This is a genomic window from Fibrobacter sp. UBA7003, from assembly GCA_002449765.1.
GTDB lineage: Bacteria > Fibrobacterota > Fibrobacteria > Fibrobacterales > Fibrobacteraceae > Fibrobacter.
The window spans coordinates 132,525-158,254 of the sequence record DJXN01000015.1 but is presented as its reverse complement, the minus strand read 5'-3'; the positions used below and the strand labels follow the sequence as shown (position 1 = coordinate 158,254).

The following is a 25,730-nucleotide window of genomic DNA, read 5'->3' as shown; positions in this document are numbered from 1 at the left end:
GTCCTCTATGGGTTTTGTCGTGTGACGTTGATTTTTACGCGCAAAATTTAGAAAAAACGCTCGCGAGTTCAATGTTTTTATTATATTATAACCATAATTCAACCATACACAAGAGGTAAAATATGGCAATCACGAAAGTTTGGCTCGACGAATCCAGCGACGAATGCGTCTCCTGCGGCGCCTGCGAAGCAACTTGCGACGCAGTGTTCAGCGTTCCCGAAAAGATGCAGGTGAAGGAAGGCGTCGATTTCTCCGCTTACGAAAGCGAAATCAAGGACGCTGCCGACAGCTGCCCGGCCGGCGTGATCAAGTACGAGTAATCATTAGGGGCGCAAGGCGTCCGTAACCAACTCTAAACTTATAAAGCCTTGTCTTCGGACAAGGCTGTTTTTTATTTGAGAGGCAGGAAATTGTCGCAACTTGTCTAGCACGGGAAATCCAGCGATTGTATATTACGGGCACAAGGAGATCTCCGAGTCCGAGGTTCTCACCATCAAGACGAATCTTGCAACGCAGGCAGTGAAGTAAGGCTACATAGAAGTCCAAGTAAACGGCGAGGCCAAGGAAGAAGATTACAAATGCGGTGCGGCTAGGCTCATCTAGTCCTTGAGACAACGAACGCTAAACCCGTAGCCCTTGTAGTCTTCGGCCAGGGATGCAATGTCGCCCCCGCGATACAAGTATATGTGGTTCGCGTAGTAGTCATCGTATTCAGTAGAACTCCAAAAGATCGCATAGGTGCCCTCGTCGTAGTAATTCCCTTTGAAGCTCGGGTAGCCAGCAGGCAACGCCGAGAACGAGAAGGCGTCCGTGCCGTTGCCGTCTTTCTGCCAACCGGATGTGGATTTGAGTTTTGTACCGTCGCCCGGTGAACCGCCGACAGCGCTGAATAGGGTCCTCCACTCTTTTGGGGTCGGCAGATGCCAGCCGTCGGGGCATACGCCCCGCACGGGGTATGTCGGCGAGCATGTCTTGCCTTTTCCGCAACCCTTGCCATTTGTCGAATACACTCCGGCACTGTCCATGGCCGCCGCCCATGTATAAAGGCGACCATACTTGGTACATTTTGTTACATCATCATTGAAGCAATAACTGTTCACTGTTCCGTAGTTCAGGTTCTCCGCCATCCAGACTTGATCGCCAATCTTTACAGTCTTGTATGTTTTTCCATCGCGAGGATCCTTTACGTTCCTTTCTGCGGAGTCGCAAAAGAAGCCGATATACACAAGGATGCGGCAAGCATTATTTTAAGAAGATTTTTCATTTTTTCCTCTATATAAGTATTCTTTTATTTTACTCATAGAAAGTAAACGGAACAGTTACTGTCGTTTCGTTTGCGACATTTCCATCATCACATTTAAATTTGCCAAAATTCCAGCGGCTCACAGCGGTCTTGATTTCATTGTCAAATTCGCCGTAACCGGTCGTAGAAGAAGCAATGGAGATACTGATGATTTCGCCACCCGGAGCAATCGTAAACCTCAAGGAAACCACACCCTGAAAATGTGGTTGCAGCTTCAGAAACTTGTTGTAGATGTGACGCAGACCAGGCATTCTCTGACGCACAACCTCCATAATATCCGATGCACTACGACTACATGAATTATCCGTAACTTTGCAAGCATTTTCTGCATCTTCTTTTTCCTCCTTATATTTTTTCTTGCAAATCGATCTTTCATAACTTCCTGTAGGGAGTGTTTTACATCTATTAAATGTATTCTTAACTTTAGCTACCGCAGCCTTACAAGCATCGTGTGAAGACGATTCCGTTGCATCCCCTTCATTAAAATCGGCACTTTCTTTCTGGTCGTTGTCGTTAGCATTCCCCGATAACAAGCCAGCCAACCCATCTCCTACATTCTTTTTTTCATCCTGAATGCAACGGACAGGATACCACATCGAAATTGCTTTTTTTTGTGGAGCAACATCAAAACCATAATCAGCATGCGGTGCTCCCAAAAATGCATAAGCAACCCCCTCTGGCACCGATTGTTGCAAAATGGCATCCTCTGCAGAGTTCCATTGCATCGAAGATGTCCAAAAATAGGCGTATTTTCCTTCATCCATATAAGCACATTTAGCATCCTGGGCTACTACGCATCCACCTGAAGGTTGTGCATTGAATCCGTATTTATCTGTTCCATTCCCGCTCGGTTGCTGGTAGGTGTTCCACCCTTTTTTTGATTTAAGGTCTATGGAATTTCCTGTATAATCCAATAATTTTTTAAATTCTGCAGCACCCGGCAAACGCCAACCATCAGGGCAAGCGGTTGTTGCAGCGGCCATCGCCGAATAATATCGGCCATATTTTTTACAATTCGCTTTTTCCCCGTTACCGCCAAAAATCAAACAATCATTTGTGCTCCCAGGATTTCCGTTTCTCTCGTTTATCTCGAAAGCTAAGTTCTCCGCCATCCAGACTTGGTCGCCAATTTTTACAGTCTTGTATGTTTTTCCATCGCGAGGATCTTTCATCGTTCCTTTCTGCTGAGCCGCAAAAGAAACTGATGTGCACAAGGATGCTGTAAGAGCCATGATGGCAACACCTAATTTTAGAATATGCATTTTTTACTCCTTAAAAAAATTGTCAATCTTTGAGACAACGGACATATTGACCAAAGTTCTTAAAGTGAACGTCTGGATAAGCATCACCGAAATCATAGTACATGTTCATGCCATATGCGTAGATGCTATCGTTCTCAGAAGAACTCCAGAAAAACATGGCGGCATCCTCGTAGTCGGTCGATGAGCCTTCAACTACATTGAACAGGGTGATCAACTCCGTCAATGAAGGCAGATGCCAGCCACTTGGACATACGCCGCGCACGGGGTATGTCGGCGAACATGCCTTGCCATAACCGCAACCCTTGCCGTTCGAACTCCATGTACCAGCACTATCCATCGCAGTCGCCCATCTGTAAAATCGACCATAATTGGAGCAATTACTTTCATCGTTGTGGTGGCAGAAGCTAGAGTCCGCTTTGTAATTTAGGTTTTCCGCCATCCAGATTTGCACGCCAATCTTTACCGTTTTGTACGTCTGACCATCGCGGGAGTCGGTCATCGTCCCAAGACTTTTACTAGAAGATGATTCGCCAAATAAACTACTACTCGATTTCTCGGAACTATTTGACATTAGAATTTCACTGCTAGATGACACAAGAGCCGACGATGATGAAAGGACCTTAGAAGACGATGATTCGACGATACTGCTAGATGATTTCTCAACAGAACTCGATGATTTTACATTTGAAGAAGACAATGACATCAACGAACTGCTGCTGGATTCGTCTTTTGAACTTGAAACGCCACTTTCCACAGCATTACGAGCCGCACGCCATGAAACAAAGTCTTCATCCATCTGTGCAACATAATCAGTACAGGCAACAAAAAGTATCGCCAACAACAAAAGACAAAGACGACGTATGTCACGCAATCTCAACACAATCAATCCTTGAGACAACGGACAGAATAAGCGAAGTAATTGTAAGCGCCGCGCCACACGCAAGCTCCATCATCGCGATAGCCTAGGCTCATGTAGCCGCCATCGTCATCGGCGCTCCAAAAATCGGCAGACTCGCCCAAATAGAAGAAGTCGCCAGAGTAGGTGACACTGCCCCGCCTGCCCGCGGGGAGAGCGGAAAAACTGTAGGCATCCGAGCCATTACCACTATTGTTCCAACCACTGGTAGATTTTAGCTTTGCGCCAGCAGTAGATGAGCAGCCCACTGTAGGGGACGAGCCACCCACTACTGTGAGCAAGGTTTCAAATTCAGTCTTTGTTGGCAAATGCCAGCCGCTGGGACAGGCCGCTGTCGCCGCCGCCCATGTGTAAAGGCGACCATACTTGGAGCAATTGCTCGAGACATCATCGTAGCAATAGCTGTTTGCCGTTTCGTAGTTCAGGTTTTCCGCCATCCAAACTTGCGTTCCTATTTTAACAATCCTGTAGGTCTGGCCGTCGCGGGAATCCCTAAAAGAATTCGAATTGACTGCAGCAACGCTGCTGGACGACACCGAAACAGAAGACGAAGAAACAACCATAGAGGACGAGGACTCCACAGTACTGCTACTTGCCCCTGTGCTACTAAATACCGTAACAGAACTCGATGATTTCACATTTGAAGAAGACGATTTCTGCATCGAGTTGCTACTCGACTTGACCTGCGAACTGGAAGATGGTTCATCCTTCGTCAACCGTTCCTCTTTCCACGCTTCAAAGTCCTCATCCATTTGCGCGACATAGTCGGTACAGGCGGAGAGAAGAAAAAGGCAAAAGATTGTCAACAGCCCCACGCCTACGCGAGGGTAACGAAATGAGACGCGTTGGTGACGATTTCCTAACCACCAGCCACTATTTACTATCCACTTCATTATCCCACCCCCTAGAACGCAAAACTTATGCCTATCCCGATGGCACCGACAATGGCAATTCCGATTCCTACACTGCGGAGAGTCTGTCCTGATTCCGCATCTTTGCGGTTCTTCTTAAACTCCGACTCTGTCTCGTATTTTTTCTCGGATGCGGACTTCGCCTGGCTGTTCCCGATAACGGCCAGCACAACGCCCGTCACCGCAGCCGTGACGCCAGTGCCCAGCAAAATCTTTCCAGCCGCACCGCTGCCGTCATTTTTCACCTTCGACGGCCTGCCTGACTCAGCCAAGAAATCATCATCGCCATCCAGTTCTGCATAGGCCTCCTTGGCGCGTAGCCGGGTTTCATCGACATCAAGCCCATCAGGGCTATGTGCAAGCGAGTGCGTCACCTGTACATCTTTGTGCCACTTCGGCTGCACGTCGACCTTCTCTGCCCAGCCACTTCCCACAAGTTCAACCTCGGCGCACATCGGCACCTCCCCCGCATAAGGCGTGCTACCCGCTTCCACACCATCGATACGCACTGTCACCGACTGCGGCTCGCCCTTGAATTCCGCATTGAGTTCAAGCCCGCCCTTGCCCCGGGTCATCATCCTGTCGAAGAGCTCGGTTTTGTTCTTCGCTATAGATACCACAAATTCCACCGGGTCATAGCAGGGGTGCGACAAGCTGACCTTGTGTACACCGGGGTCCAGTTCAATTTTTTCGTCTTTCTTATGATTGCCATCCACAGAGATGGACAATTTCCCTCGACTCTCGGCGTTGCCTTCGAATTCAGGCTTTACCACAAGCCAGCCGAATGCTGGAGTAAGCGAGAACGAAACCTTCTGGTTATTCTCTCTCACATCCACAACCTGTTCGCCATCGTCGTAACGGTCCTTGGAAACAACAAACCTGTGGCTACCGGCCTCCACCAGCACCTTGCATGGAGTACTCAAGCATTTGGAATCCGCCCTTCCATCTATGGTAGGCACGGCACCCTTCGGTTCGCTAGTAATTTCTACAATAAACTTCTGTTTGCCCGAATAACTGTAATCGCCAATGGAACCGACTGAGCCAATACCACCTAGCCCGTCAAACCCAGTCGATTTGCTTTTCGCACTCCTAAAGAAGTCTGGCGCCTTCTTCTTGATAATGTCGAGCAAGGCGTTCACGTTCTTTCCCTGTCCATTGAAGCTCGAAACAAGCTTGTTTCCCGCGGTCTCGTAGAGTTCCGCCGAAAGTGTGAGCGAGCCACCAAAACTGCCGACACGCGCCTGGCAAATATAGTCGGCGGAGATATTCTTCCCGGTTTCCACAAGGCATTCCCCTTCGCAATCCTCGATGGCCTTGCCCGGCGGCAACATCTGTAAGATGTTTTCGCGGGTCATAATGGTGAAGTTCTGTTCGGCAGGAAGTTGCTTCACGGCCTCTTCACGCAGGACATTCGTCAAATACTGCCTGTCAGAGAGTTTGACCTTGTCCTTCGCGGTGGGATCCGCCATTGTTTCCAGAACAGCGACATGTGCCGCGAACGCAGGAGCCGCAATCAACAGGAAAAGAAATGCAAAAAACTGACGTCTCATAAAATTCTATTTGTCTTGAACACAGCGGACTGAAAGCAAGGCACCATCCGGATAGTTCCAAATTCCAATACCTTCATACTCATACGTTCCCCATTCCGTGTAATACAGCGAAAAAAAGTCATGGTAATCAGAATCGTTCCCGGTATTAGAAAAACTCCAAAAATAGGCGCCATATCCCATAAGCCTGAAGCGAAAACCTTCCGAACCATACGCATCCCCATCCCCAGCGGGAATTGCCGAAAAGCCGTATAAGTCCTTTCCATTACCATTCTTTTGCCATCCCTTCTTGGAATTCAGCATCTGAATCAAAATTTTCTCTTTCGCGTGCTGAAGCCACCGGGAGTCTGCTTCAAGAGGCTCAGAAACAACCGACACGACTAATTTATCGAAATCTTTCCTGCTAGGAAGCCTCCACCCCGAGGGGCAAGCCTTCATCGCAGATGCCCAATCGTAATAACGTCCATATTTTTGGCAATTACTCTCTTTATTTTGGTAACAGGGGCTATTCCCAACCTTAAAGGCCATATTTTCAGCCATCCAGATCTGGTCCCCAATAGTCACAGTCTTATAGGTTTTTCCATCCCTGGGGTCCGTCATCGTGCCCTTGACAACGCTTGAAGGATCGACATACCCCGATTTACTCGTCTTGACTCCTTCCTGGTCGCAAGAAACCAACGCCATGACAAGCAAAAACACAAAACCAAGAAAACAAGGCTTCTTATTCATTTCAATTCCTTTTTTACAAAAATAATATTTAACGGCAACCATTGTTGCCTTCATACAAACAAATATTGTCAATATTCCCTTTTACCGAGAAAGGACGGACTCGTACGTCGCCCTTATCCACTCGGGGCTGCGGGCGCGGGTTTCGATGCTCACGCGGTCGATGACGCCATTCCAGGTTTCTGTCCTGATTTCGTCGCCCCCCACGCGGAACGGGACACTGCGGTTCAATTCGTTCGGCACGAACTCGCCTGCAAATTCGGTACCGTCGCTATCAGCAATCGCTACGGGCTCGCCGTTCACGTACATGCTCACGCGATGGTTCCTGGAGACGAGCACAAGGAACGCCCACTCGCCCACGGGTACGGAAGTCGAATCCCCGAAGAACACCACCTCGGGGTAGCCGGGCATGCTCTTCATTACGGCGAACGAACCGCGATTCACTTCGTAGTGCCACTGGAATCGCGACGTAGAATCGCTCCAATAGGCGCGTTGGCAGAACAGCACCTGGTGTTCGCCATTGGGGCCGTTCCACTTAGTCCACAGCGACAGCGTGAAGTCGCCACCGGTCGGGTTGAGCGTATCGAGGTCGATATACTGGCCAGCACCGAGCAGCACGCCCTTGCCGCTCACGCCATCCACGTAATTCACACTGTCAGCAAGTCTGCCGTCGTGGTTGAACACGTACTCGTCGCCATTCATCTCAATATTCACGGTTGTCCAGCCGGTATCGGACCAGCGAACATAATCGGTATGGTAAGAGTTAAACCCGTACGCATCCGCAAGCAGGGACAGGTCAGGGTTCCAGAGGAATCCGTCGTAGTTTTCAAGCTGCGGCAATACAACGGTATCGCCTCCATCTTGTATGGTAAACGGAATGTAACCCAGCACGGAATCGCTTTCCGAGTAAATTAACTCTTCCTGCATTCCTGGCGGGATAGAATCAAAACTGAACGAACCGTCTTCCTGTATGTCGGCGCTAAGATGCGTCCCGCCGATGTGAACCTTGCCCGAAGTCACACCGGACATGCTCCCGCGCAGGGCCTTGCGCGAACCGATACGGACCTCGGTCGCCTTTCCACTCGGCGGAAGCGAGATACCCGAAAGGGACCCCGACCGTGCATACAGATAAACACCCGCAAACGCATTTATCACATCCCTTGCTGAATCCGCATACTGGATGGCAGTCGTCCGCCCGTTTTGCAGGTAACCGTGCATGTCATTACTTGCGACCCTGAATTCGAACTGAGCATTCGAATCGGCAACAGCCTCCAGAGAATCCTCAATCGCATAACCGTTATCCCAGTACAGCGTGAGCCGTGCGGCAGGCATCTTGTTGCCCTGCATGTCGACAACGGTCCCTGCAATCTTTGTCGTATCTGGTTCACGTGCAATAGAGTTCCCGATATCGGTAACGCCGCCCGCAACATCGTCGCCGTTCGAGCAGGCAAAAAACGCAAGGGATGCGGCAAGGGCGAGCATCCATGCGCGGCAAATGGCAGGCTGTTTTAGATAAACAATCAAACGTTTCATCTTTCAACCTCCGTTCCGACTTTCTTGCTCATCGGGAACGCCACGAGCATCATCTCGTAAACGCGTTCCACGTTCGTGTCGTTGGACGCACGGGCAATAATCTTCTTGCGGGCTTCTTCGAGGACATCCACGGCATAATTATAGGAACTTTCGCTCATGGCAAGCGTCGTGAAGGCGGCAAAGCGCTCATCCTTCGGCATGGACTCCACCGCGCCTATCGCATGCTGGATATACTCGCGACGAATCTGCCGGAGGGCAATCGGCGGGATTTCTGCAGCATCAAGCATCTGCGAGGTCTGCACGTAACGGCCGTCGTCGAGCTTGCGCAAGAGCCCCCATTCCAGCAGGTTCTTCACCGCATCGCGCGCCTCTTCCGTAGTTATCTGCGGGGTAAGCGAGCGGGCCAAAATCCGGTAGTCGCCGTGCCACTGCGAATCTGCCGCGAGTTCGCGAATTACCGGGTAGTACCACTTGCTGAAGTAGGCCTGCTCGCGCGTGGTGATGTGCGTGAATTCAATCTGCTTGCGGATTTGCAGAATCTGTTTCCAGGCCTGGTCGCGCTCGTCCACCTGCTGCGCCTGGTTGTACTGCACCAGCGCCTCGAAGTATTCCTTTTGCAGGGGCTCGAAATCCATCGCCTTCGAAATCTTCTCGATAGATTTCGGCGTGAGGTTGAACCGCCCGCGAATCACGTTCAGACAGTACGAGGAACTGCTGAACCCCGCCTTCGCCGCAAAGAAACGGTGCGAAAACACGGAGCGCATTTTCTTCTGCTCTTCGAAATAGTCCTGCATGAACTTGCGGAAGTCATCGTAGTCAAATAGATGTTCCAGTGCGATACTCATGCCCATAAATTACATTATTTTTACACAAAAAGGCCGTTTTTGAGTAAAAAAGCGTGTAAAATGCGTTTAAATCGGCAATTTTTACAACACAGGAGCGTGTAAAAAACAAGCCTCGCACACCGGCGTGGCCAAAATCAGGCCGCCTGTCGCAAGGTGAACACGACCGAGAGCGGATCCCCCTCTTCGTCCCTCTCGACGAGGATAAACGACAGCTGGACCCTGCCATGCAACTTTCCCTGGCATTCCGCATAAATCATGCTCTGCTGATCCAGACGGGCCGGGAGCGTATTCAAGTCCAGGAACTCGAACATGCGCTGCTTGTCCACGTTTTCCACAAGAGCAAAGACAGCCCTTTCAATGTTCGTCGCAAGATTGTCCTCGTCGCGCACAACATCCGACACAAAGCGGTCGCGCTGCACCACCTCGTAGCTCATGTTCTTGAGATTTATCACGTAGACGCACTGGTACAGGGCCGTAACGGCACGGGTGACACGGTCCTTGTGCTCCTCGTCGCGGTACTTCTGGTCGATAACGATATTGCTGGTATAGATGCTCCTGAAATGGTTGGAAATGCGATTGCACAAGTAGTATCCGGCAACGCCAATCGCAATGGATTCAATCGTATAGCCTCCCATCACCGCGACGAACCAATCCAGCGGATTATGGAAATCGAGACGGTCGAGGGAACGGAAATCGCTTACCAGCACATTCGACACTAGAATCATCACGTAGTTCATGGCGACGCTTATGAGGTAGATGTTCTTCTCGCAATAGAACAGGCTCACCATGGGCACTAGCGCATAGGTAATATACACCCCGACCTTGGCCATGCACATGAACGTAAGCACGCACATAAAGCCCACAAGCCCCCAGAACACGGTCACGATGCTCAAGGGATAATAGCGGTTCAGGAGTTTCTGCCCTACCGAGAGGAGGACAAGCAAGAGGCTTACCAGGGCGCACGACAAGTACGAGACATCGCAATAACCGAGGAAGCGGTCGAGCGCGATTGCAGGGCCCGCAAAGGCACAAAAGAGAAGAATCCTCGACATGGATTCATTCATAGAGCGCCGGTTCTTAAGGACAAATTCCCTATAACGATTGTTTTCGCTACCTTGTTCTGACATATTTTCTCCGCTTGATTATTTGATAAAATAATCAAATTGCATTCAAAGGAACATAATGCAATTATTTTATAACAAAAAAAGGCGTATTCTTACCAAAAAAGGCAGGTTCCACCTTTGGTGGAACTTGCTTTCCAAATCATCGAACGCGAGCTTATTCCCGCGACGCTCGCCTACCGGCCTTGGCGCTGCTACGCAGCGCTAGGCACCGTAGATTTGCCAATATCGGAACGCAAGCGTTCCGCCGCTGTCAAATCTACCTGCCTTTTTTCATCTGCTTCAGGAGGGCGCTCATTTTCTGCGGCTGGGCGACCACGGGCTTCTTGGGAGCAAAACCCGGGCGATCCTTGCCCGCAATCTTGTTCTTGAGGTCTGCGATGGTCGCATGGCCCTGGATGCCGCCCTGCGGGCGGGCATTGCCGCGAACACCATCGCGGCCGCGGCCACCGAAGTTCCCGCGAGGACCGCCGACACGCTGGCCGCGAGGGCCACTCACACCCGCACCTGCCACACCGTCGGTAGATTCCTGCTTCATCGAGAGGCTGATGCGCTTCTGGTTCGCATCTACGGCAACAACGCGCACCTTCACCACATCGCCCACAGTCAGGACTTCCTTCGCATCGGTCACGTACTTGTCGCTGATTTCAGAAATATGCACGAGGCCATCCTGGTGAACGCCAATGTCCACGAACGCGCCGAAGTTCGCCACGTTCGTGACCACGCCTTCCATCCAGCTGCCCGTAACGAGGTCGTTGATGGTCTTGATGCGGTCATCGAATTTCGCGTAGCGGAATTCCTTACGCGGGTCGCGGCTCGGCTTCTGCAGTTCCTTCACGATATCGTCGAGGGTAGCCTTACCCACCTCGTCGGAGAGGAACTCATCGACCTTGATAGCCTTCACCGCTTCGGCATTGCCCACGATATCCTTCACCGGAACACCGACCTTCTCGGCCATCTGTTCCACGAGGGCGTAGTTTTCGGGGTGCACCGCGGAATCGTCGAGCGGATTTTCGGCACCCGGGATGCGCATGAAGCCCGCCGCCTGCTCGAAGGCCTTCGGACCGAAGCCCTTCACCTTCTTCAGGTCTTCACGGCTTGCAAACGCGCCGTTCTCTTCGCGGTACTTCACGATGGCTTCCGAAAGCGTATTGCTGAGGCCCGCCACATGGGCAAGGAGCGGAGCGGATGCGCTGTTCACGTCCACACCCACCATGTTCACGCAGCTTTCCACCACTTCGTCGAGGCGCTTCTTGAGTTCGCGCTGGTTCACGTCGTGCTGGTACTGGCCAACACCGATAGACTGCGGGTCTACCTTCACGAGTTCGGCAAGCGGGTCCTGCAGGCGGCGGCCAATCGAAATCGCGCCGCGGGTCGTCACGTCTTCCTTCGGGAATTCCTGGATGGCAATCATGCTTGCACTGTAAACGGAAGCACCGGCTTCGCTCACGATAACGCGCGGCGGAACCTTGCCCTTGAACTTGAGGGCCATCTCGCCACAGAAGGCGTCGGTCTCGCGGCTCGCGGTTCCGTTACCGATGGCGATGAGGTCAATCTTATACTTGTCGATGAGCTGCATCAGGTACACAGCGGCACCGGCCTTGTCGTTCCACGGTTCATGCGGCTTGATAATGCCATGATCCATGAACTTGCCGTTTTCGTCGAGCACAGCCACCTTGCAGCCCGTACGGAAACCCGGGTCGAGAGCGAGCACGGCCTTGTGACCGGCAGGGGCGGCAAGCAGAACGTCTTGCAGGTTCTTGCTGAACACCTTGAAGGCTTCCTCTTCGGCGGCGTCCTTGAGCATCAGGCGCACTTCGCTTTCCATGCTCGGCTGCAGCAGGCGTTCCCAGGCGTCCTGGCACATGGCCTCCAGGTACGGAGTCCAGGTCGTTTCGCCCTTGATAATCTGGGTCTTGAGGTAGCCGACCATTTCGTCGTTCGGCACTTCGATGGTGAGGCGCAGCACCTTCTCCTTTTCGCCACGGCGGAGCGCAAGCATGCGGTGGCTCGGAATCTTGCAGACCGGCTCGCTGAAGTCGTAGTAGTCCTTGAACTTTGTCTCCTGCTTCTCGAAATCCTTCTTGACCTTGGAAACCATCACGCCGGTCTTTTCCATCTTGGCACGGAGGTACTGGCGGAATTCGGTATTGTCGGCAACCTCTTCGGCGAGAATGTCGGCGGCACCCTTGAGGGCGGCCTTCGGGTCGGCAAGGCCCTTCTCCTCGGAGAGGTAGATGCGGGCGATTTCTTCGGCAGTATTGCCGGTATTTTCCTGTGCCCACATCAGGCGAGCCAGCGGTTCAAGACCGAGTTCCTTCGCGATGGTCGCGCGGGTGCGCTTCTTGGGCTTGTACGGGGCGTAAATGTCTTCGAGGAGAGTCTTGTCCTTGCAGGCCTCGATCTGGGCCTTGAGTTCGGGAGTGAGCTTGCCCTGTTCCTCGATGCTCTTGAGCACCGTTTCCTTACGGTCGGCAAGTTCCTGCAGATAGTCGCGACGGTGGCTGATGTCGCGCAGTTCAATTTCGTTCAGCGTACCCGTCTGGTCCTTGCGGTAGCGGGCGATAAAGGGGACCGTGCCCCCCTGGTCCATGAGTTCAAGCGCCTTAGCGACGCGCCATACTTCGAGCTTCAGTTCTTCGGCAATAATTGCGGAAAAATCCATTTTCTATTCCTATATGTAGATTCCGTTTCCGGTTTTTAGGGTCATAAATGCCCTGGGTTGACAGAATCGCAATATAGCAAAAGAAAGTGTCAATTTTGTGACAAAGTGGTAATGCTATATTTTTTTTGATGTCCAGCGTCATCCTCTTCAACAAGCCCTTCGGCGTCCTGAGCCAGTTTACCCCCGAAGCGGGGCACCCGGCTCTCGACCAGTTCGGATTCCCGCCCGGAATCTATGCCGCCGGAAGACTAGACCACGACAGCGAAGGGGCCCTTTTGCTCACGGACGATGGAAAGCTCATCAAGAGGCTCCTCGACCCAAAATTCGAGCACCCGAGAACCTACCTCGCGCAGGTCGAAGGCAAAATCACGAAAGAAGCCGTCCAAAAGCTCATGCAGGGAGTCTCCTTCAAGGGCTACCGTTCCAAGCCGTGCACCGCCGAAATTGCAACCGAACCGGAATGGCTCTGGCCACGCAACCCGCCCGTCCGATTCCGCGCGAACATCCCCACTTCGTGGGTCCGGCTCACGCTTATCGAGGGGAAGAACCGCCAGGTGCGCCACATGACTGCCGCGGTCGGCTTCCCGACGCTGAGACTCATCCGCACCAGGATCGGGAACGTCGAGCTCGGCGACCTGCAGCCCAGACAGTGGCGGGCCGTAACGGAGAAAATCCTTTAAACGGAATTTTCCATGCGCGGACTTTTCCGCGCGTAGATTTCCGGATTCCTGGAATAGAACCTGCGATGAGTCCAGCCGTACCAGAGGGCCGGATTTTCTTTTATGCGGGATTCGAGCCAGATGTTGAAGGCGGGCAAGACATCGCAGGATGCGGATGCGCGGGGCAGTTCAATCGCATGGAGGACACGCAGCGAACCGCGGGCATCCTCCAGCCAGCAGATAAACACGGGCGTCTCGGGGCGGTGCCGGAGCAAAAAATCCGGAAGCGGGTTGTTGCGTACGGGCCTGTGCATGAACTCGCCCTCGAGCGCGCTCGGGATTCTACTATCCTGGTCGGCCAGCAGACAAACTAACTTCCCGTCTGCGAGCAGGCGCAAGAACTCCCGCGGGGTGCGCGCATCTACGCTGTAAGGGCGACCATCGACGGCCCGAATTCGTTTATCCAGAATGCGATTGAGCCACGCGGGCCTTAGCGGGATGTAGCTCGCCACCAGCGGGATTCCGAGGCGACAGAGCCACGGGCCTATCGCCTCATAGTTCCCGAAATGGGCCGTAAGGAATATGCCGCCGTTTCGCATTTTCTCGAGAACCGGGGCAGAACCTTCCGCGAGGGCAAAGTTCCAGCCGTCGATGCGGCAAGGATATGCGGAAAGTTCGCGGGGCAACTTCTTGAACGAGCCGAACCGGAAAAGGATTTCGCCCGCATGGCGCGTGAGGTTGCAGATGAGCGTGCGGTAGAACGTTCCCGGCCGGGAAATGCGCAGCGGGCTCCCTTCACGGGGTTCCGCGCCATCCACGTGTCGCAAGTTCGCGTAAACCGTCCCCTTTTTCCACCCGCAGGTGCAAAGCACGAAACCGGCGGTTCGCGCGAACACTTTTGACATGATGGAACGGAGTACAGGCATAATTTGCATAAAATATACTTAAACGGGCGCGGCCGGCACACAAAAAATAATACTAGATTGTTTGCCAGCGCGGCACGTGTCGCGACGGAGTTTTTTTATGGCAATTTTCAATAGCATTCTCGAAACTATCGGCAACACACCACTCGTACGCATCAACAAGTTGAACAAGGGCGGGGCCGAAGTCTACGTAAAACTCGAAAGTTTCAACCCGCTCGGAAGCGCGAAGGACCGCGTGGCGTTCAACATGATTGAACGCGCCGAAAAGGAGGGCAAGCTCAAGCCGGGCGCGCTCATCATCGAGCCGACCAGCGGCAATACGGGCGTCGGGCTCGCCTACGTGGGGGCCGTAAAGGGCTACAAGGTAGTGCTCACGATGCCCGATTCCATGAGCATGGAACGCAGGCTGCTATTGAAGGCGCTTGGGGCCGAGGTCGTGCTGACCGAAGGCGCGAAGGGCATGGCGGGCTGCATCGAGAAGGCGAACGAGATTGCGGCGCAGAACCCCGGGAGCTTTATTCCGCAGCAGTTCGAGAATCCGGCGAACCCGGAGGCACACTACCTCACGACGGGCCCCGAAATCTGGAACGATACCGAGGGCAACGTGGACGTATTCATCGCGACGGCGGGCACGGGCGGAACCGTAAGCGGGACGGCCAAGTACCTCAAGGAAAAGAACCCGAACGTCTACGTCATCGCGATTGAACCCGATGATTCCCCGATGATTTCGAAAGGCGTGGCGGGTCCGCACAAGATACAGGGAATCGGAGCGAACTTTATCCCGAAAATCTACGACCCGAAGGTGGTCGACGAGGTGTACCTCACCAGCACGGAGAAGGCCGGGAACGCGGCCCGCGCGGCAGCAAGCGAAGAAGGCATCTTTGTCGGGATATCGTCCGGAGCGGCTCTGGAATGCGCGTTGACGGTCGCCAAGCGCCCCGAATTCAAGGGCAAGCGGATCGTGGCGCTCCTCCCCGACACGGGCGAACGCTACCTGAGCACCTGGCTCTGGACGGAAAAGTAGCCCGTATAGTTATATTTCAATAAACAAGTATTCGAAAATAGGAGATTCACCAAATGGTCATTACCGTATTTATCCTGTACCTGCTGATGATGCTCGGTATCGGATTCTACTTTTCCAAGAAGGCGAACAGCCTGAACGCCTACTACCTGGGCAACCGCGGCATGAACAAGTGGGTCGTGGCCATGTCCGCGCAGGCCTCCGACATGAGCGGCTGGCTCTTGATGGGCCTCCCGGGCGCCATCTTCGTGAGCGGTTTTTCCGAAGCGTGGATTGGCATCGGCCTCGTGATCGGCACGTACCTCAACTGGAAAATCGTGGGTCGCAGGCTCCGCAAGTACAGCCACTTCTGCGGCGATTCCATTACGCTCCCCGACTTCTTTGCAAACCGTTTCCGCGACAACAAGGGAATCATCCGCGTCATCGCCTCGATTTTCATTCTCGCGTTCTTCCTGTTCTACACCGTGTCTGGCTTTGTCGCTAGTGCGAAACTCTTCGGCACCATCTTCAACATGAACTACACCACGGGCCTTATCATCGGTGCGGTCGTCGTAGTGAGTTACACCTTCATGGGCGGTTTCTTCGCCGTGTGCTGGACCGACTTTGTTCAGGCGACCATGATGCTCATCGCCGTCATCGCCATTCCCTCGATTATCATGGCAGGTTCGGGCGGTTTTGCTGCCACCATGGATGCGGTGAACGCGCAGAACCCCTACCTGATGAGCCTGTTCACCAACGCCACCACCGGCAAGTCCATCGGGCTTATCGCGTTGATTTCTAGCCTCGCGTGGGGCCTCGGCTATTTTGGCATGCCGCACATCCTGGTGCGCTTCATGAGCATCAAGAACGCCGAAGACATCAAGTTCTCCCGCCGCGTCGCCATGACCTGGGTCACCATCTGTCTCGGTGCCGCCATCATGATTGCAATCCTCGGCCGCTACTACGTGGAAGCGAACGGCATCACCGTCGCCGACCCGGAACGCATCTTCATGATTCTCTGCCAGGCGCTCTGCCACCCGGCTGTCGCCGCCATCCTCATGGCAGCCATTCTCGCCGCCATCATGAGTACCGCCGACTCGCAGCTGCTGGTTTCGGCTTCCGCTTTCAGCAACGACCTCTACAAGCACCTGTTCCGCAAGAATGCGAGCAACAAGGAAGTCATGTGGGTGAGCCGCGGCGTCGTGGTGCTCATTACGGTTATCGCGGTCATCGTCGCCATGCAGGGGGCGCCCAGCGCCAACGGCGCTGCACAGGGCAAGAGCTTCCTCGACGTGGTGATGAGCCTCGTGAGCTTTGCCTGGGGCGGATTCGGCGCCACCTTCGGCCCGATTATGCTCCTTGCCCTGTTCTGGAAGCGTACCACGCTTCCGGGCGCCATCGCGGGCATGCTCGTGGGCGGCATCACCACCTTCGTGTGGAAGTTCTACCTCTCCGGATTCTCCGCCGAAATCTTCCAGATCTACGAACTCGTGCCCGGCTTCGTGCTCAGTTTCGCGACCATCGTGATTGTGAGCCTCTGCACCAAGGCCCCCAGCAAGGAAATTCAGGATGAGTTTGATGCTGTGGAACACACGCGCCTGAGCGATATGAAGCTGTAATCCACCGAAAAGGCTTTAGCATTTATTTCATTTGAAAAACACCCTGCGTAAAAGCAGGGTGTTTTGTTTTTACATTGAGGTAAATAAACTATTTCAGCGTCACGAACTTGTTCGCAAGCACCTTCCCGCGGGCATCGAGCAGCTTTGCCACATAGCGGCCGGCGGAGAGCGATTCTAGTGAAACGTGCGCGAGCCCTGCCACCTGCTTGGAAAGCACCGCCTTGCCCGTCACGGCGAATAGCGAGAGCGTACTGCCCGCAGGCGCGGTCACATGGAGCAAGCGTTTTTCCAGTTGCAGGGACGGTACGAAGTTCGCCACCTGGCGTGCAGCGCGGACCGTAAAGAATTCCGTACCTTCGGGCGCTCCGACAATCGTCCCGCGGCCTACGGTGCTCATGTACACCACGCCGAAGTTGTTCATGTCGCCCTGCACAAAGTTCCCGTTACCCGGGCCGCCGAACTGGTGCTTGTCGTCGTTGATGCGTTCGAATGTCTTGCACTTGTCGGTACTGCGGTAGATTCCAATCGGGTCGCCTTCCTTCGCGGCACCCCAGATAAATATCGTCTCGTAGTCGGCTCCTTCCTTGGCCTTGCCGATACCCACCGCAATGGCAGTCTTTGCACCCTCGCAACGCGTCCAGTCCTTGCCGCCGTTCTCGCTGTAGGCAAGGCCGTTCTCGCTGAAGCCCTTCGGGAGCCACATCTGCGCCTGGTCCATCGGGACCCACACGTGGCCTTCCCTGCCCGGCACCGTGCGGATGAGGCCGCCGCCGTTGTAGTATTCGCCCGCGGCGTCGTTCTGCAAGCGCGCACCGTATTTCGCGAAGTTCTTGCCACCGTCGTCGGAGCGGTACAGGTTCGCCTGCGCATCCATCACGTAGAACACGTCCGGATTCACGGGGTCCGCGACAATGCGCGAATTCTGCGTCTGCCCGCCGTCGAGTTCCACCGCGGTCCAGGTCGCACCGTTATCGGCGGAACGGTACGTGGTAGAGCCCATCTCGGGGCGGTGCAGCATCACCTTGCCGTCAGCAGAGAGCACCACCATACCCTTCGGGCCCTTGAGCGTCGTCTTCACGCTGTCCCATGTCTTGCCCATGTCGTCGCTGCGGTACATCACGTTGTAGTTGATGCTTTCGTACTGGCCGTACACGGTAATCACGCCCGTGCGCAGCAGGCTTCCGCTGAGCGGCGCGAACGCCATGCTTTCTGTGGAGCCGACCGTCGGCGTGTGCCTCTGGGCGCTCGCATTGATATCGGTATAGACGGCGCCGTCGTAGTCGCCAATCGCGGTCACCAGCGGGCCGCCCGGAATGCTCACGATATCGAGCGGGACGGTCTCCTCGATGCCGCGGGACATGAACTTCCACACGGGGACCTTCGCAGTGATGTCGTCGGTCATGAATATGCCGTTGCCGCTCGTGACCCACGCCTGCTTGTTGTCGAACGGGTTAATCTCGAGCGAACCCGCCCAGTGGATGGCGTTGCCCGGAATCCAGTCCGTGCCATTTGCGTCGATGTTGATGCCGTCGCCGTAGTGCTGCCCGTGAATCCACGTCTTGCCGCCATCCGTGGTCGTGTAGATGCGGTCGCCGTAGTTGTCGCGCTCCTCGCCCTTCGCGTTCTTCGCGAGGTGACGCCCCGTGTACTTGCCGAGCGTCGAGACCACGATGTGCTTCGGGTCCTTCGGGTCGATGGAAATGCCACCGTAAGAACTATAGTCCTTCTCGTAGGTGGTGGGGCTCTGCTCGTGCGTCACCGAATCGCTCGGGGTGATATCTTCCCACGTGCCGCCCGCGATGTTGTACTTGTAGACCGCACCGCTGCTGATATTGTGCGGGCCCGGACCGTCGGCGTAGGTAATGTACATGTCGCCACCCACAATCTTCGCGCGGTGGGGCATCAGGTTCGCGGGACCTCCCGAAACGGCCTTCCAGGTGGCGCCGCCGTCGTTACTCACCTGCAGGTTGTCCTTCGTTTCGGAGATGCCGATGTAAATCGTCTTGGTCGAGCCATCGGCATTCGTGCCCTGCGCCTCGTCGAACATCACGAAGCTGATACCGTTCACACCGTTCAGGCTCGATTCCTTCGCATCGGAAAGCGCGACCTTGTAGGCGCTCGTCCACGTCTTGCCGTAGTCGGTACTCTTGTAGAGGCCCTTCGTGCGGCTCCCGCAGAAGATAATGTTCGGCTTGTTCGGGTCCACCGCGAGCTTTTCGCCGGTCTGGCGGCCCATGCCGTTGCCGTGGGCGAGCATTTCCACGTAGCTCGTGTCCCAGGTGGCACCGTAATCCTCGCTCCGGAGCACGGCAGTCCGGCCCTGGCTAAAGTAGCCCGTCCCGCCGAGCACGTAGATGCGCTTCGGGTCGGTCGGGTCGAGCGCGAACGCCTCGGTGCCGTACAGGCCCTTGTCGTTCTCCGAGATCCAGTCCATCAGCGGGATCCACCTCTTGTTCTCGAAATCGAAGCGGTAGATGCCGCCCACGTCGGTTCGCGCATAGAGCACATTTTCGGCCTTCGGGTGGAAGATTACCGCCGACACGAAGCCGCCGCCATCGAAGCGGACATTGCCCCAGTTGTAGTTTTCGGCCTGCGAAAGGCCCGCACCCGCCGCGACCAGCGCGGCACCCAGCATCAATTTTTCGAACATATTCTTACCAAACATAAAGGTACAACACCCCCATACACCGGATATGAAAATATATTATTGAGCTCCGGTGCGCCACGAAATGCGGCAAGGGCGCCCCAAAAGCGTTTATGCAAACACAACAAGGCAAAAATCGCCCCAAATTTCCAGAATCCCTTTACAAAACGGCCTTTTTTATTAAATTTGGAACACTCGCGGGAGTAGCTCAGTTGGTAGAGCGCGACCTTCCCAAGGTCGATGTCGAGGGTTCGAGACCCTTTTCCCGCTCTAAAAACAAAGAAGACGCCTTCACGGTGTCTTTTTTTGTTTTTTAGAGTAGGGAGAAAAAGGTGGCAAGAACCCTCGAAGAGGGTTCGGCACAAAAGTGCCGTGGGCACAAAGTGACCATGAAATAGGCACTTTTTGAGCTTGATGCGAGTCCCACGAGCATCAAGCCCGTAGGGTTGACAATCAGCCGCGCAGCGGAGTCTGATTGTCAACAAACCCTTTCTCCGCTAGAAAAGATTCCACTATTTTTTTCTATCATTGTCGCATGCATTTCCGCAAAAACGTTTTCAGTATCTTCGCAGCGACCATCGTGCTCACCGCTTTCTGCGCAAGCCAGAGCGCCGCAGAAGAGGAAAAATCCCTGTGGCAGCGTTTCGTCGACTGGTTCAAGCCCGCCCCCTCGCTCGAAGGCGAAGGCCCGCTTTACGACGAGCTGCGCGAACTGGAAACCCAGATTGACCGCATCGAAGGACGCTACTCGCGCGAACGCAGGCCCGGCAACAAGACCCGCCTGAAAAAGGAAATGGAAGACCTTAAAACCAAGCGCGAAAAGCTTATCGACAAGATCCGCGAAGAGGAAAAGGCCAAGAAGAACCAGCCGGCAGTCGCCGCACCTGCAACAGTTCCCGCAAGTAGCACAGCAACGCCTGCAAGTTCCGCAAGCAACGCGCCGACAAGCAGCACCCCTTTGACAGACGCTTCGACAGGTGCTTCGGCAAGCTCAGCATCCTTATCACAGGCAGTCTGCGCACACGACACCGTCTTCGTGCGCGACACGGTCATCGTTCACGATACGTTGTACGTAATCGTTTCAGGTAAGCCCGGCGAGCAGCAGGCACCCGCGGATTCCGCTACGGTTCCAGGTAATAAGTAGGCCTCACGCCCAGCAGTTTCTCGTCGGCATCCAGTTCTGCCGCCGGCTCATTGCGTCCGACAACAAGCGCGCTGTCAAAACCAGCGACATACGCGCCGTACACATCCGTCCCGAGCGTATCGCCAATCATAACCGCTTTCGCGCCCGCGGGCAAGGTCGCGCGGACCTTCTGCCATATTCCGGGGAACGGTTTGCCGAAATATTCCGCAGCGCAGCCCGTTTCCCGGCGCAGGCGTTCGCAAAGTTCGCCCGAGACAGGCGCGCGAGTCCCGTCAATCCGCGGGGCCCACGCATCCGGGTTCAAGACCAGCAACAGCGCTCCGGGCCGGCGCAAGATAGATACCGCCCGCGCGTACATCTCGTCCGTCGCCATCGAAGAAGAAATCGCCACCACGGGCGAAACCGGATTATCCACGGCAGCAATCCCGCATTCGGCGAGCACGTTCACGCCCGTCGCACGCCCGATGTAATACACCTCGCGACCGGCACCAAAAGGCGAGCCACCCGCAGGCAGGCCCGACAGCCAGCCCTTCAGCAGGCTACCGGAAGAAATCGTTTCTGCAACGGTGAAATCGAACCCGCGGGCATCCGCCTCGTCGGCGAGGGCCTGGTCCAGGTTCGATGCCGCATTCGTAACCAAGCGGATTTGCTTCCCCGTACGTCTCAGCGCGGCAAACCACTCCTTCGCACCCGGGTACACGAAATCACCCCGGTTATAGAGCGTGCCGTAACCGTCAAAGCAGAACGCATCGTACTTATCGATAATGTCGGAGAGGCGCACGCGCGACGGTTCCCCATCGGGGCTAGTACGGCCCGAAAAAGCGCCCGACTTTTCGACAAGCGCGCAGTACCGCCCGTATATTTCGAGTTCGAGTGCTTCCATGCAAACTAACGGCGCTTGACGCCGAACACCCGCGAGAGGTTTTCCGGTTGCAGGTCGCTTCGGTAAATCACCTTGCCCCCGTATTCAACGGCAGCAAAGATATTCGCGATATATGCGCCCGTCGATACGCGGCGATGGTGCATGTCCATCAGGTTCCACCGCAGCGAGAGGAACGTAGGCTTGTGTTCGAACCTCGAGTCGCTCCCCTTTATTTCGTAGGATGTCCCCACAACATACGCTCCGAGATTCGTATAGATCCGGACACTGTAGGTAATCTTCAGTTTCGAAAGATCAAGGGGGGCATTTGTCTCCATCTTTTCTGCATTACGGATGGCATCTTCAAAACTCTGCCCGAGAACTTCCATTGTCATCCGCCACCTGTGGTAGCCATCATTCTGCTCTTCCTCTTCCGACAAGAAGTCCAGTTCGAAAATCGGCTGGTCATCTGCAACCGAGGTTTCCTCGTCCTCGACAAGTTCCGTCACATTCAGCAGGAACGGATAGAAACCATCCACCTCCACGAACCTGCCATTCTTCAACACGGTATTCGACGAGGTATCCTTGATGCAACCGCTGGTTAGGCGAAGGGAGTCTCCGGGAGAAAGCCTCACATTGAGCGAAAGGTCCTTGTCAAATATGAACAGCGCCTTAGTGGCCAGCTGGCTCCACTCTACCGAAGATGCAGGCAGGTAGCGCACCGTCGAATCGCCAGTCTTCTTGAATTCCAGCATTGCGTCGCAACCGTCGACAGCCTCGGCCCACTCGGTAAAATTCACCTGAAGCGTATCAGCCCTGTTTCCACGGTAGCTCTTCAAATGCGCCTCCCGAATCGCAGGCGACATACCATCCCGCATTACCACATGAAATACCGAACTGTCCGCAAGATACAGATCAACCCTGCCATATGGCCTCACCGACATAAACGCCGAAGAGATTGTCGTAATGCGCTCAAAATTTTTCTGATTCACGCCGACCAACATCTGCCGTACGTTCGTCGTATCAAGCCGCATATCCGCAGGGAACGCAACAAAGTGGGAAATCAAGCCCGTCGTGTCAACCCAGGTATAAGTGAGGCTGTCGATTTTTTCGTCAATATAGTCCTGGCTTATTGCCCCCAGGAACCTTATGACAATCCGGTCCATGCGACCGTCACCGTCGGTATCGCGGAAAAAGTTCTGCTTGGAGCTCGGCGGAATCGGATTCTGGATAAACGCCGCAAACGCCCCACTGCACAGCAGGGCAACCGCAAGACATATTTCCAGAACCTTACGCATCACTCCTTAATATACCATAATCTCGGCCTTCAACGGGAATCACCAGCTGCATCTTGGCCAAAGTTTTGATGTATTTCTGGAAAACGGCCTTGAAATCCTCACCCAGCACCTCCTCGTCGTCGTTATCGAGGTTGTAGGCGACGTAACTTCCGTCCGCAAAAATGGAAATACAGCAGTCCCAAGTGATGTCGCCTTCCAGCTCTTCCTGGTCGTTGTCGCGGTCCTGGCTTTCGAGCATGAGCATCGGGCGCGGCGCAGGGATAGCTTCCGCATGGCCGTTCTCGTAGACAAAGTAATTGCGGCTGATGAGTTCGTGTTCCAGCGCCATGGTACTCGGCACGCGGTCAAACTCGCCACGCAGGCGGCGGATGTTTCCGAGGTCATCCTCGTAGGGGTCCTCGAAATCCTTCGGGAGCACAATCTGGTAGTAGTCGAACTGCTTGCCGCTCGCCGCATAGTTGTCGAGCCAGGCCTGCGGCGGTTCGGGGCGCAACGTCAAGAAGTCCTCGAAAGAATCGAGAATATCGTGAAGGCGGGATTCCCAACCCTCGCCCCTCTGGGCTTCAATCAACTGCATCAGGTTACCCAGGCGCTCTTCGCCCGGGATGGAAGTGAGTTCCTCTCCCGGCACGCCACTCATGTCAAATTCAGCCATATTACCATTCCTCCACGCTCTTTACGGTCAGGCTCATCGCGATGTCCTTCTCGTAGTACGCGGGCTCGTTGATGAAGATGGGCCACACGCTCTCGCGCCCGTCCGCCTCGCCTTCGTACAGAATATCCTTCCCGTCGAAGGTGCGGAACAGTTTGTCGCCCTTCTTAAGTTCGCGATAATCCGCCCCAAGCAAATCGGGGTGGATCATCGCCTCGATGGGGGCGCCCGCCCATGCCTTCGGGTAACCGAGGTCGCGCAGCTGCGTGTAGACTTTCACCTGGATAGGGGAGCGCTTCTGCAGTTCCCCGCGGTTCCATTCGTCCGCAAGTTCTAGGTAACGCTTCACCAGTTTTTCCGCCTGTTCAAAGAGGCGGGCATCCAGCGTGCCGTGCTGCTGCGGGCCAATTTCAATGCACACGTCCGCCTTCGCGACCGTGCCAAAGTAGGGCGACGCACTGCGCTCCTCCGGCTGGTAGTAAATCCAGGCGTCATCGAATTCCTGCGTCAAGACGGCGGAGGCCTTCATCGTGAACGGGTCACGCGCCGAAAGAATCAGGCACAGCCCCATGTTCGAGCCCGTGTTGTGCACGTCGAGCAACAGGTCGGTCTTCGTGTTTGCGCCCTTCGGGCCGTAAATGCGGTTCAGTTCGCGCGCACGCCTAAACTCGTACTGTTGCGGTTCAAGAGAAGCGTCGAGACAGACCTGCGAAAAGGAACGGTTCAAATCAAAATCGCGATAACGCCGGTTAAGCCGCATGGCCTCCGGGTTCGCAAGTACCAGCGAAACATCTGCGCTGGGGCAGCACGCGCCGTAGCATTCGGGGCACGCCATCCACTTCTCGACCAAGCGAACACCCGTCCGCTCGTTCCCGTGCGTCCCGCCAGCAACGACAATTTTGCGAATTAAGCTCATGTAATATATTATAGTAATTTCTACATTTGCGCGCATGGACCTGGACTTCAACCGCAAGCTTTCCATCGCGCCGATGCTCGACTGCACCGACCGTCACGAGCGCTACTTTCTGCGCCTGATTTCAAAGCATATCTTGCTCTACAGCGAGATGGTTGTCGCAAACGCGGTGCTCCACGCAAAGCCGGAACAGTTCCTCGGGCACGAAGCCTTCGAGCACCCCGCAGTTCTGCAGCTCGGGGGCAGCAACCCGGCCGACCTCGCGCAGGCAAGCAAGCTCGTGGAAACCGCGGGTTTCCAGGAAGTGAACCTGAACTGCGGATGCCCTTCCGACCGCGTGCAGAACGGGAACTTCGGGGCTTGCCTCATGAAGGATAAGAACCTCGTGGCCGACTGCTTCAAGGCCATGCGGGACGCAGTTTCCATTCCCGTCTCCATCAAGTGCCGCATCGGGGTCGACGAGTTCGACAGCTGGGAATTCTTCACTGATTTTGTACAAACTATCAGCAATGCAGGTTGCAGGGTTTTCATCGTACATGCGCGCAAGGCCTGGCTCCAGGGACTCAGCCCCAAGGAGAACCGCGAGGTCCCGCCGCTGCACTACGACTTCGTGCACCGCCTCAAGGCCGAGATGCCAGGCCTGAACATCAGCATCAACGGCGGCATCAAGACGCTCGACCAGGTGGAAGAGCAACTGCAGGACCTGGACGGAGTGATGGTCGGACGCGAAGCGTACGAGAACCCGTGGTTCCTGCACGACGCCGACGAACGGATTTTTAACGACCTGCGACCGGCGAGCGACAACCCCGCAGACATTATCGCCGGCAAGGCACGCCCCGCCACCCGCAAGGCGCTGCTCGAGGCCTACCTCCCCTACGTGGAGAAGCAGACCGCCGAAGGCTGCCCCGCGACCATCCTCGTGCGCCACCTGTACGGGCTATTCACCGGACTCCCCGGCGCCCGCAAGTTCCGCCAGATGCTGAGCAACAACGCCCCGCGCGCCGCACAGTTCGGCGGTGCCGCGGCACTTATCCGCCAGGCGATGGACCAGGTGACCGAAGCCTAGCCCAAAACCGTCCCCGACCACCATCGCCCGTCCGGCCATAAAAACCCAGCCCTTTTGCAATTCCCCTTGACAAAAGGCCAAAAATTTTCTCTATTTGGGGGCACATTTTTAAGTTTAACCTTTA

General features: G+C 54.9%; 22 protein-coding genes and 1 tRNA gene. 7 read left to right on the top strand and 16 right to left on the bottom strand.

The window, feature by feature from the left end; translation table 11 throughout:
• Window positions 1-122: 122 nt before the first annotated feature.
• On the top strand, window positions 123-320 hold the full coding sequence (locus B2952_RS12735; protein ID WP_088636941.1) for a ferredoxin: 198 nt from the start codon (window positions 123-125) through the stop codon (window positions 318-320).
• Window positions 321-599: 279 nt separating this feature from the next.
• Here the strand turns inward: B2952_RS12735 and B2952_RS12730 are convergent, their stop codons facing one another.
• The 10 genes from B2952_RS12730 to B2952_RS12685 form a co-directional block, all read right to left on the bottom strand.
• On the bottom strand, window positions 600-1,226 hold the full coding sequence (locus B2952_RS12730) for a fibrobacter succinogenes major paralogous domain-containing protein (RefSeq protein WP_290730980.1): 627 nt from the start codon (window positions 1,224-1,226) through the stop codon (window positions 600-602).
• 67 nt (window positions 1,227-1,293) lie between these two features.
• Window positions 1,294-2,565, bottom strand: coding sequence for a TonB family protein (locus B2952_RS12725; protein WP_290730983.1), 1,272 nt, complete (start codon window positions 2,563-2,565; stop codon window positions 1,294-1,296).
• A gap of 22 nt (window positions 2,566-2,587) precedes the next feature.
• Entirely contained in the window at window positions 2,588-3,361 is a 774-nt protein-coding gene (locus tag B2952_RS12720) for an FISUMP domain-containing protein (protein WP_290730986.1), read from the bottom strand.
• A gap of 86 nt (window positions 3,362-3,447) precedes the next feature.
• Entirely contained in the window at window positions 3,448-4,233 is a 786-nt protein-coding gene (locus B2952_RS12715) for a fibrobacter succinogenes major paralogous domain-containing protein (protein WP_290730989.1), read from the bottom strand.
• 152 nt (window positions 4,234-4,385) lie between these two features.
• Complete coding sequence (locus B2952_RS12710; protein WP_290733456.1) at window positions 4,386-5,942, bottom strand: PEGA domain-containing protein; 1,557 nt, start codon at window positions 5,940-5,942, stop codon at window positions 4,386-4,388.
• A 6-nt stretch (window positions 5,943-5,948) separates the two neighbouring features.
• A complete protein-coding gene (locus B2952_RS12705) occupies window positions 5,949-6,722 on the bottom strand; it encodes a fibrobacter succinogenes major paralogous domain-containing protein (RefSeq protein ID WP_290733454.1) in 774 nt (257 codons plus the stop codon).
• A 27-nt stretch (window positions 6,723-6,749) separates the two neighbouring features.
• A complete protein-coding gene (locus B2952_RS12700; protein ID WP_290733452.1) occupies window positions 6,750-8,198 on the bottom strand; it encodes a LamG domain-containing protein in 1,449 nt (482 codons plus the stop codon).
• A complete protein-coding gene (locus B2952_RS12695; protein WP_290733450.1) occupies window positions 8,195-9,043 on the bottom strand; it encodes a TIGR02147 family protein in 849 nt (282 codons plus the stop codon). Before B2952_RS12695 ends, B2952_RS12700 begins: the two co-directional genes overlap by 4 nt.
• A gap of 134 nt (window positions 9,044-9,177) precedes the next feature.
• Complete coding sequence (locus tag B2952_RS12690; RefSeq protein ID WP_290733448.1) at window positions 9,178-10,095, bottom strand: hypothetical protein; 918 nt, start codon at window positions 10,093-10,095, stop codon at window positions 9,178-9,180.
• A 328-nt stretch (window positions 10,096-10,423) separates the two neighbouring features.
• Window positions 10,424-12,829, bottom strand: coding sequence for a Tex family protein (locus B2952_RS12685; RefSeq protein WP_290733446.1), 2,406 nt, complete (start codon window positions 12,827-12,829; stop codon window positions 10,424-10,426).
• Window positions 12,830-12,957: 128 nt separating this feature from the next.
• Here B2952_RS12685 and B2952_RS12680 point away from each other — a divergent pair, with 128 nt between their 5' ends.
• Window positions 12,958-13,509 (top strand): pseudouridine synthase, encoded by a 552-nt coding sequence (locus B2952_RS12680; protein ID WP_290733444.1) that lies wholly within the window; start codon window positions 12,958-12,960, stop codon window positions 13,507-13,509.
• On the opposite strand, the gene B2952_RS12675 is transcribed toward B2952_RS12680, so the two are convergent.
• The gene (locus B2952_RS12675) at window positions 13,506-14,414 is read right to left on the bottom strand and encodes a lysophospholipid acyltransferase family protein (RefSeq protein WP_290733442.1); all 909 of its coding nucleotides are present in this window, start codon (window positions 14,412-14,414) and stop codon (window positions 13,506-13,508) included. The two genes, B2952_RS12680 and B2952_RS12675, sit on opposite strands and share 4 nt — an antisense overlap.
• Before the next feature lie 97 nt (window positions 14,415-14,511).
• Between B2952_RS12675 and cysK the strand changes: the two genes are divergently transcribed.
• On the top strand, window positions 14,512-15,435 hold the full coding sequence (cysK, locus tag B2952_RS12670; protein ID WP_290731009.1) for a cysteine synthase A: 924 nt from the start codon (window positions 14,512-14,514) through the stop codon (window positions 15,433-15,435).
• Between the two features lie 53 nt (window positions 15,436-15,488).
• Complete coding sequence (putP, locus tag B2952_RS12665) at window positions 15,489-17,030, top strand: sodium/proline symporter PutP (RefSeq protein WP_290733441.1); 1,542 nt, start codon at window positions 15,489-15,491, stop codon at window positions 17,028-17,030.
• 88 nt (window positions 17,031-17,118) lie between these two features.
• Here the strand turns inward: putP and B2952_RS12660 are convergent, their stop codons facing one another.
• A complete protein-coding gene (locus B2952_RS12660) occupies window positions 17,119-19,680 on the bottom strand; it encodes a VPS10 domain-containing protein (RefSeq protein ID WP_290733439.1) in 2,562 nt (853 codons plus the stop codon).
• Window positions 19,681-19,871: 191 nt separating this feature from the next.
• Between B2952_RS12660 and B2952_RS12655 the strand changes: the two genes are divergently transcribed.
• Window positions 19,872-19,944 (top strand) — tRNA-Gly (locus tag B2952_RS12655).
• A gap of 265 nt (window positions 19,945-20,209) precedes the next feature.
• Window positions 20,210-20,818 carry a hypothetical protein gene (locus tag B2952_RS12650; RefSeq protein WP_290733437.1) on the top strand — a complete coding sequence of 203 codons (609 nt, stop codon included), beginning with the start codon at window positions 20,210-20,212 and terminating at the stop codon, window positions 20,816-20,818.
• Here the strand turns inward: B2952_RS12650 and B2952_RS12645 are convergent.
• From B2952_RS12645 to B2952_RS12630, 4 genes are read right to left on the bottom strand one after another with little or no spacing between them, the layout of a single operon-like run.
• On the bottom strand, window positions 20,796-21,701 hold the full coding sequence (locus tag B2952_RS12645) for an HAD-IIA family hydrolase (RefSeq protein WP_290733435.1): 906 nt from the start codon (window positions 21,699-21,701) through the stop codon (window positions 20,796-20,798). The genes B2952_RS12650 and B2952_RS12645 overlap by 23 nt on opposite strands.
• A gap of 5 nt (window positions 21,702-21,706) precedes the next feature.
• Window positions 21,707-22,975: a hypothetical protein gene (locus tag B2952_RS12640; RefSeq protein WP_290733433.1), complete on the bottom strand. Its 1,269-nt coding sequence runs from the start codon at window positions 22,973-22,975 to the stop codon at window positions 21,707-21,709.
• Complete coding sequence (locus B2952_RS12635) at window positions 22,968-23,630, bottom strand: hypothetical protein (protein WP_290733431.1); 663 nt, start codon at window positions 23,628-23,630, stop codon at window positions 22,968-22,970. Before B2952_RS12635 ends, B2952_RS12640 begins: the two co-directional genes overlap by 8 nt.
• A 1-nt stretch (window position 23,631) precedes the next feature.
• Window positions 23,632-24,543 (bottom strand): aspartoacylase, encoded by a 912-nt coding sequence (locus tag B2952_RS12630; RefSeq protein ID WP_290733429.1) that lies wholly within the window; start codon window positions 24,541-24,543, stop codon window positions 23,632-23,634.
• 34 nt (window positions 24,544-24,577) lie between these two features.
• Here B2952_RS12630 and dusA point away from each other — a divergent pair, with 34 nt between their 5' ends.
• The gene (gene dusA, locus B2952_RS12625) at window positions 24,578-25,606 is read left to right on the top strand and encodes a tRNA dihydrouridine(20/20a) synthase DusA (protein WP_290733427.1); all 1,029 of its coding nucleotides are present in this window, start codon (window positions 24,578-24,580) and stop codon (window positions 25,604-25,606) included.
• Window positions 25,607-25,730 lie beyond the last annotated feature (124 nt).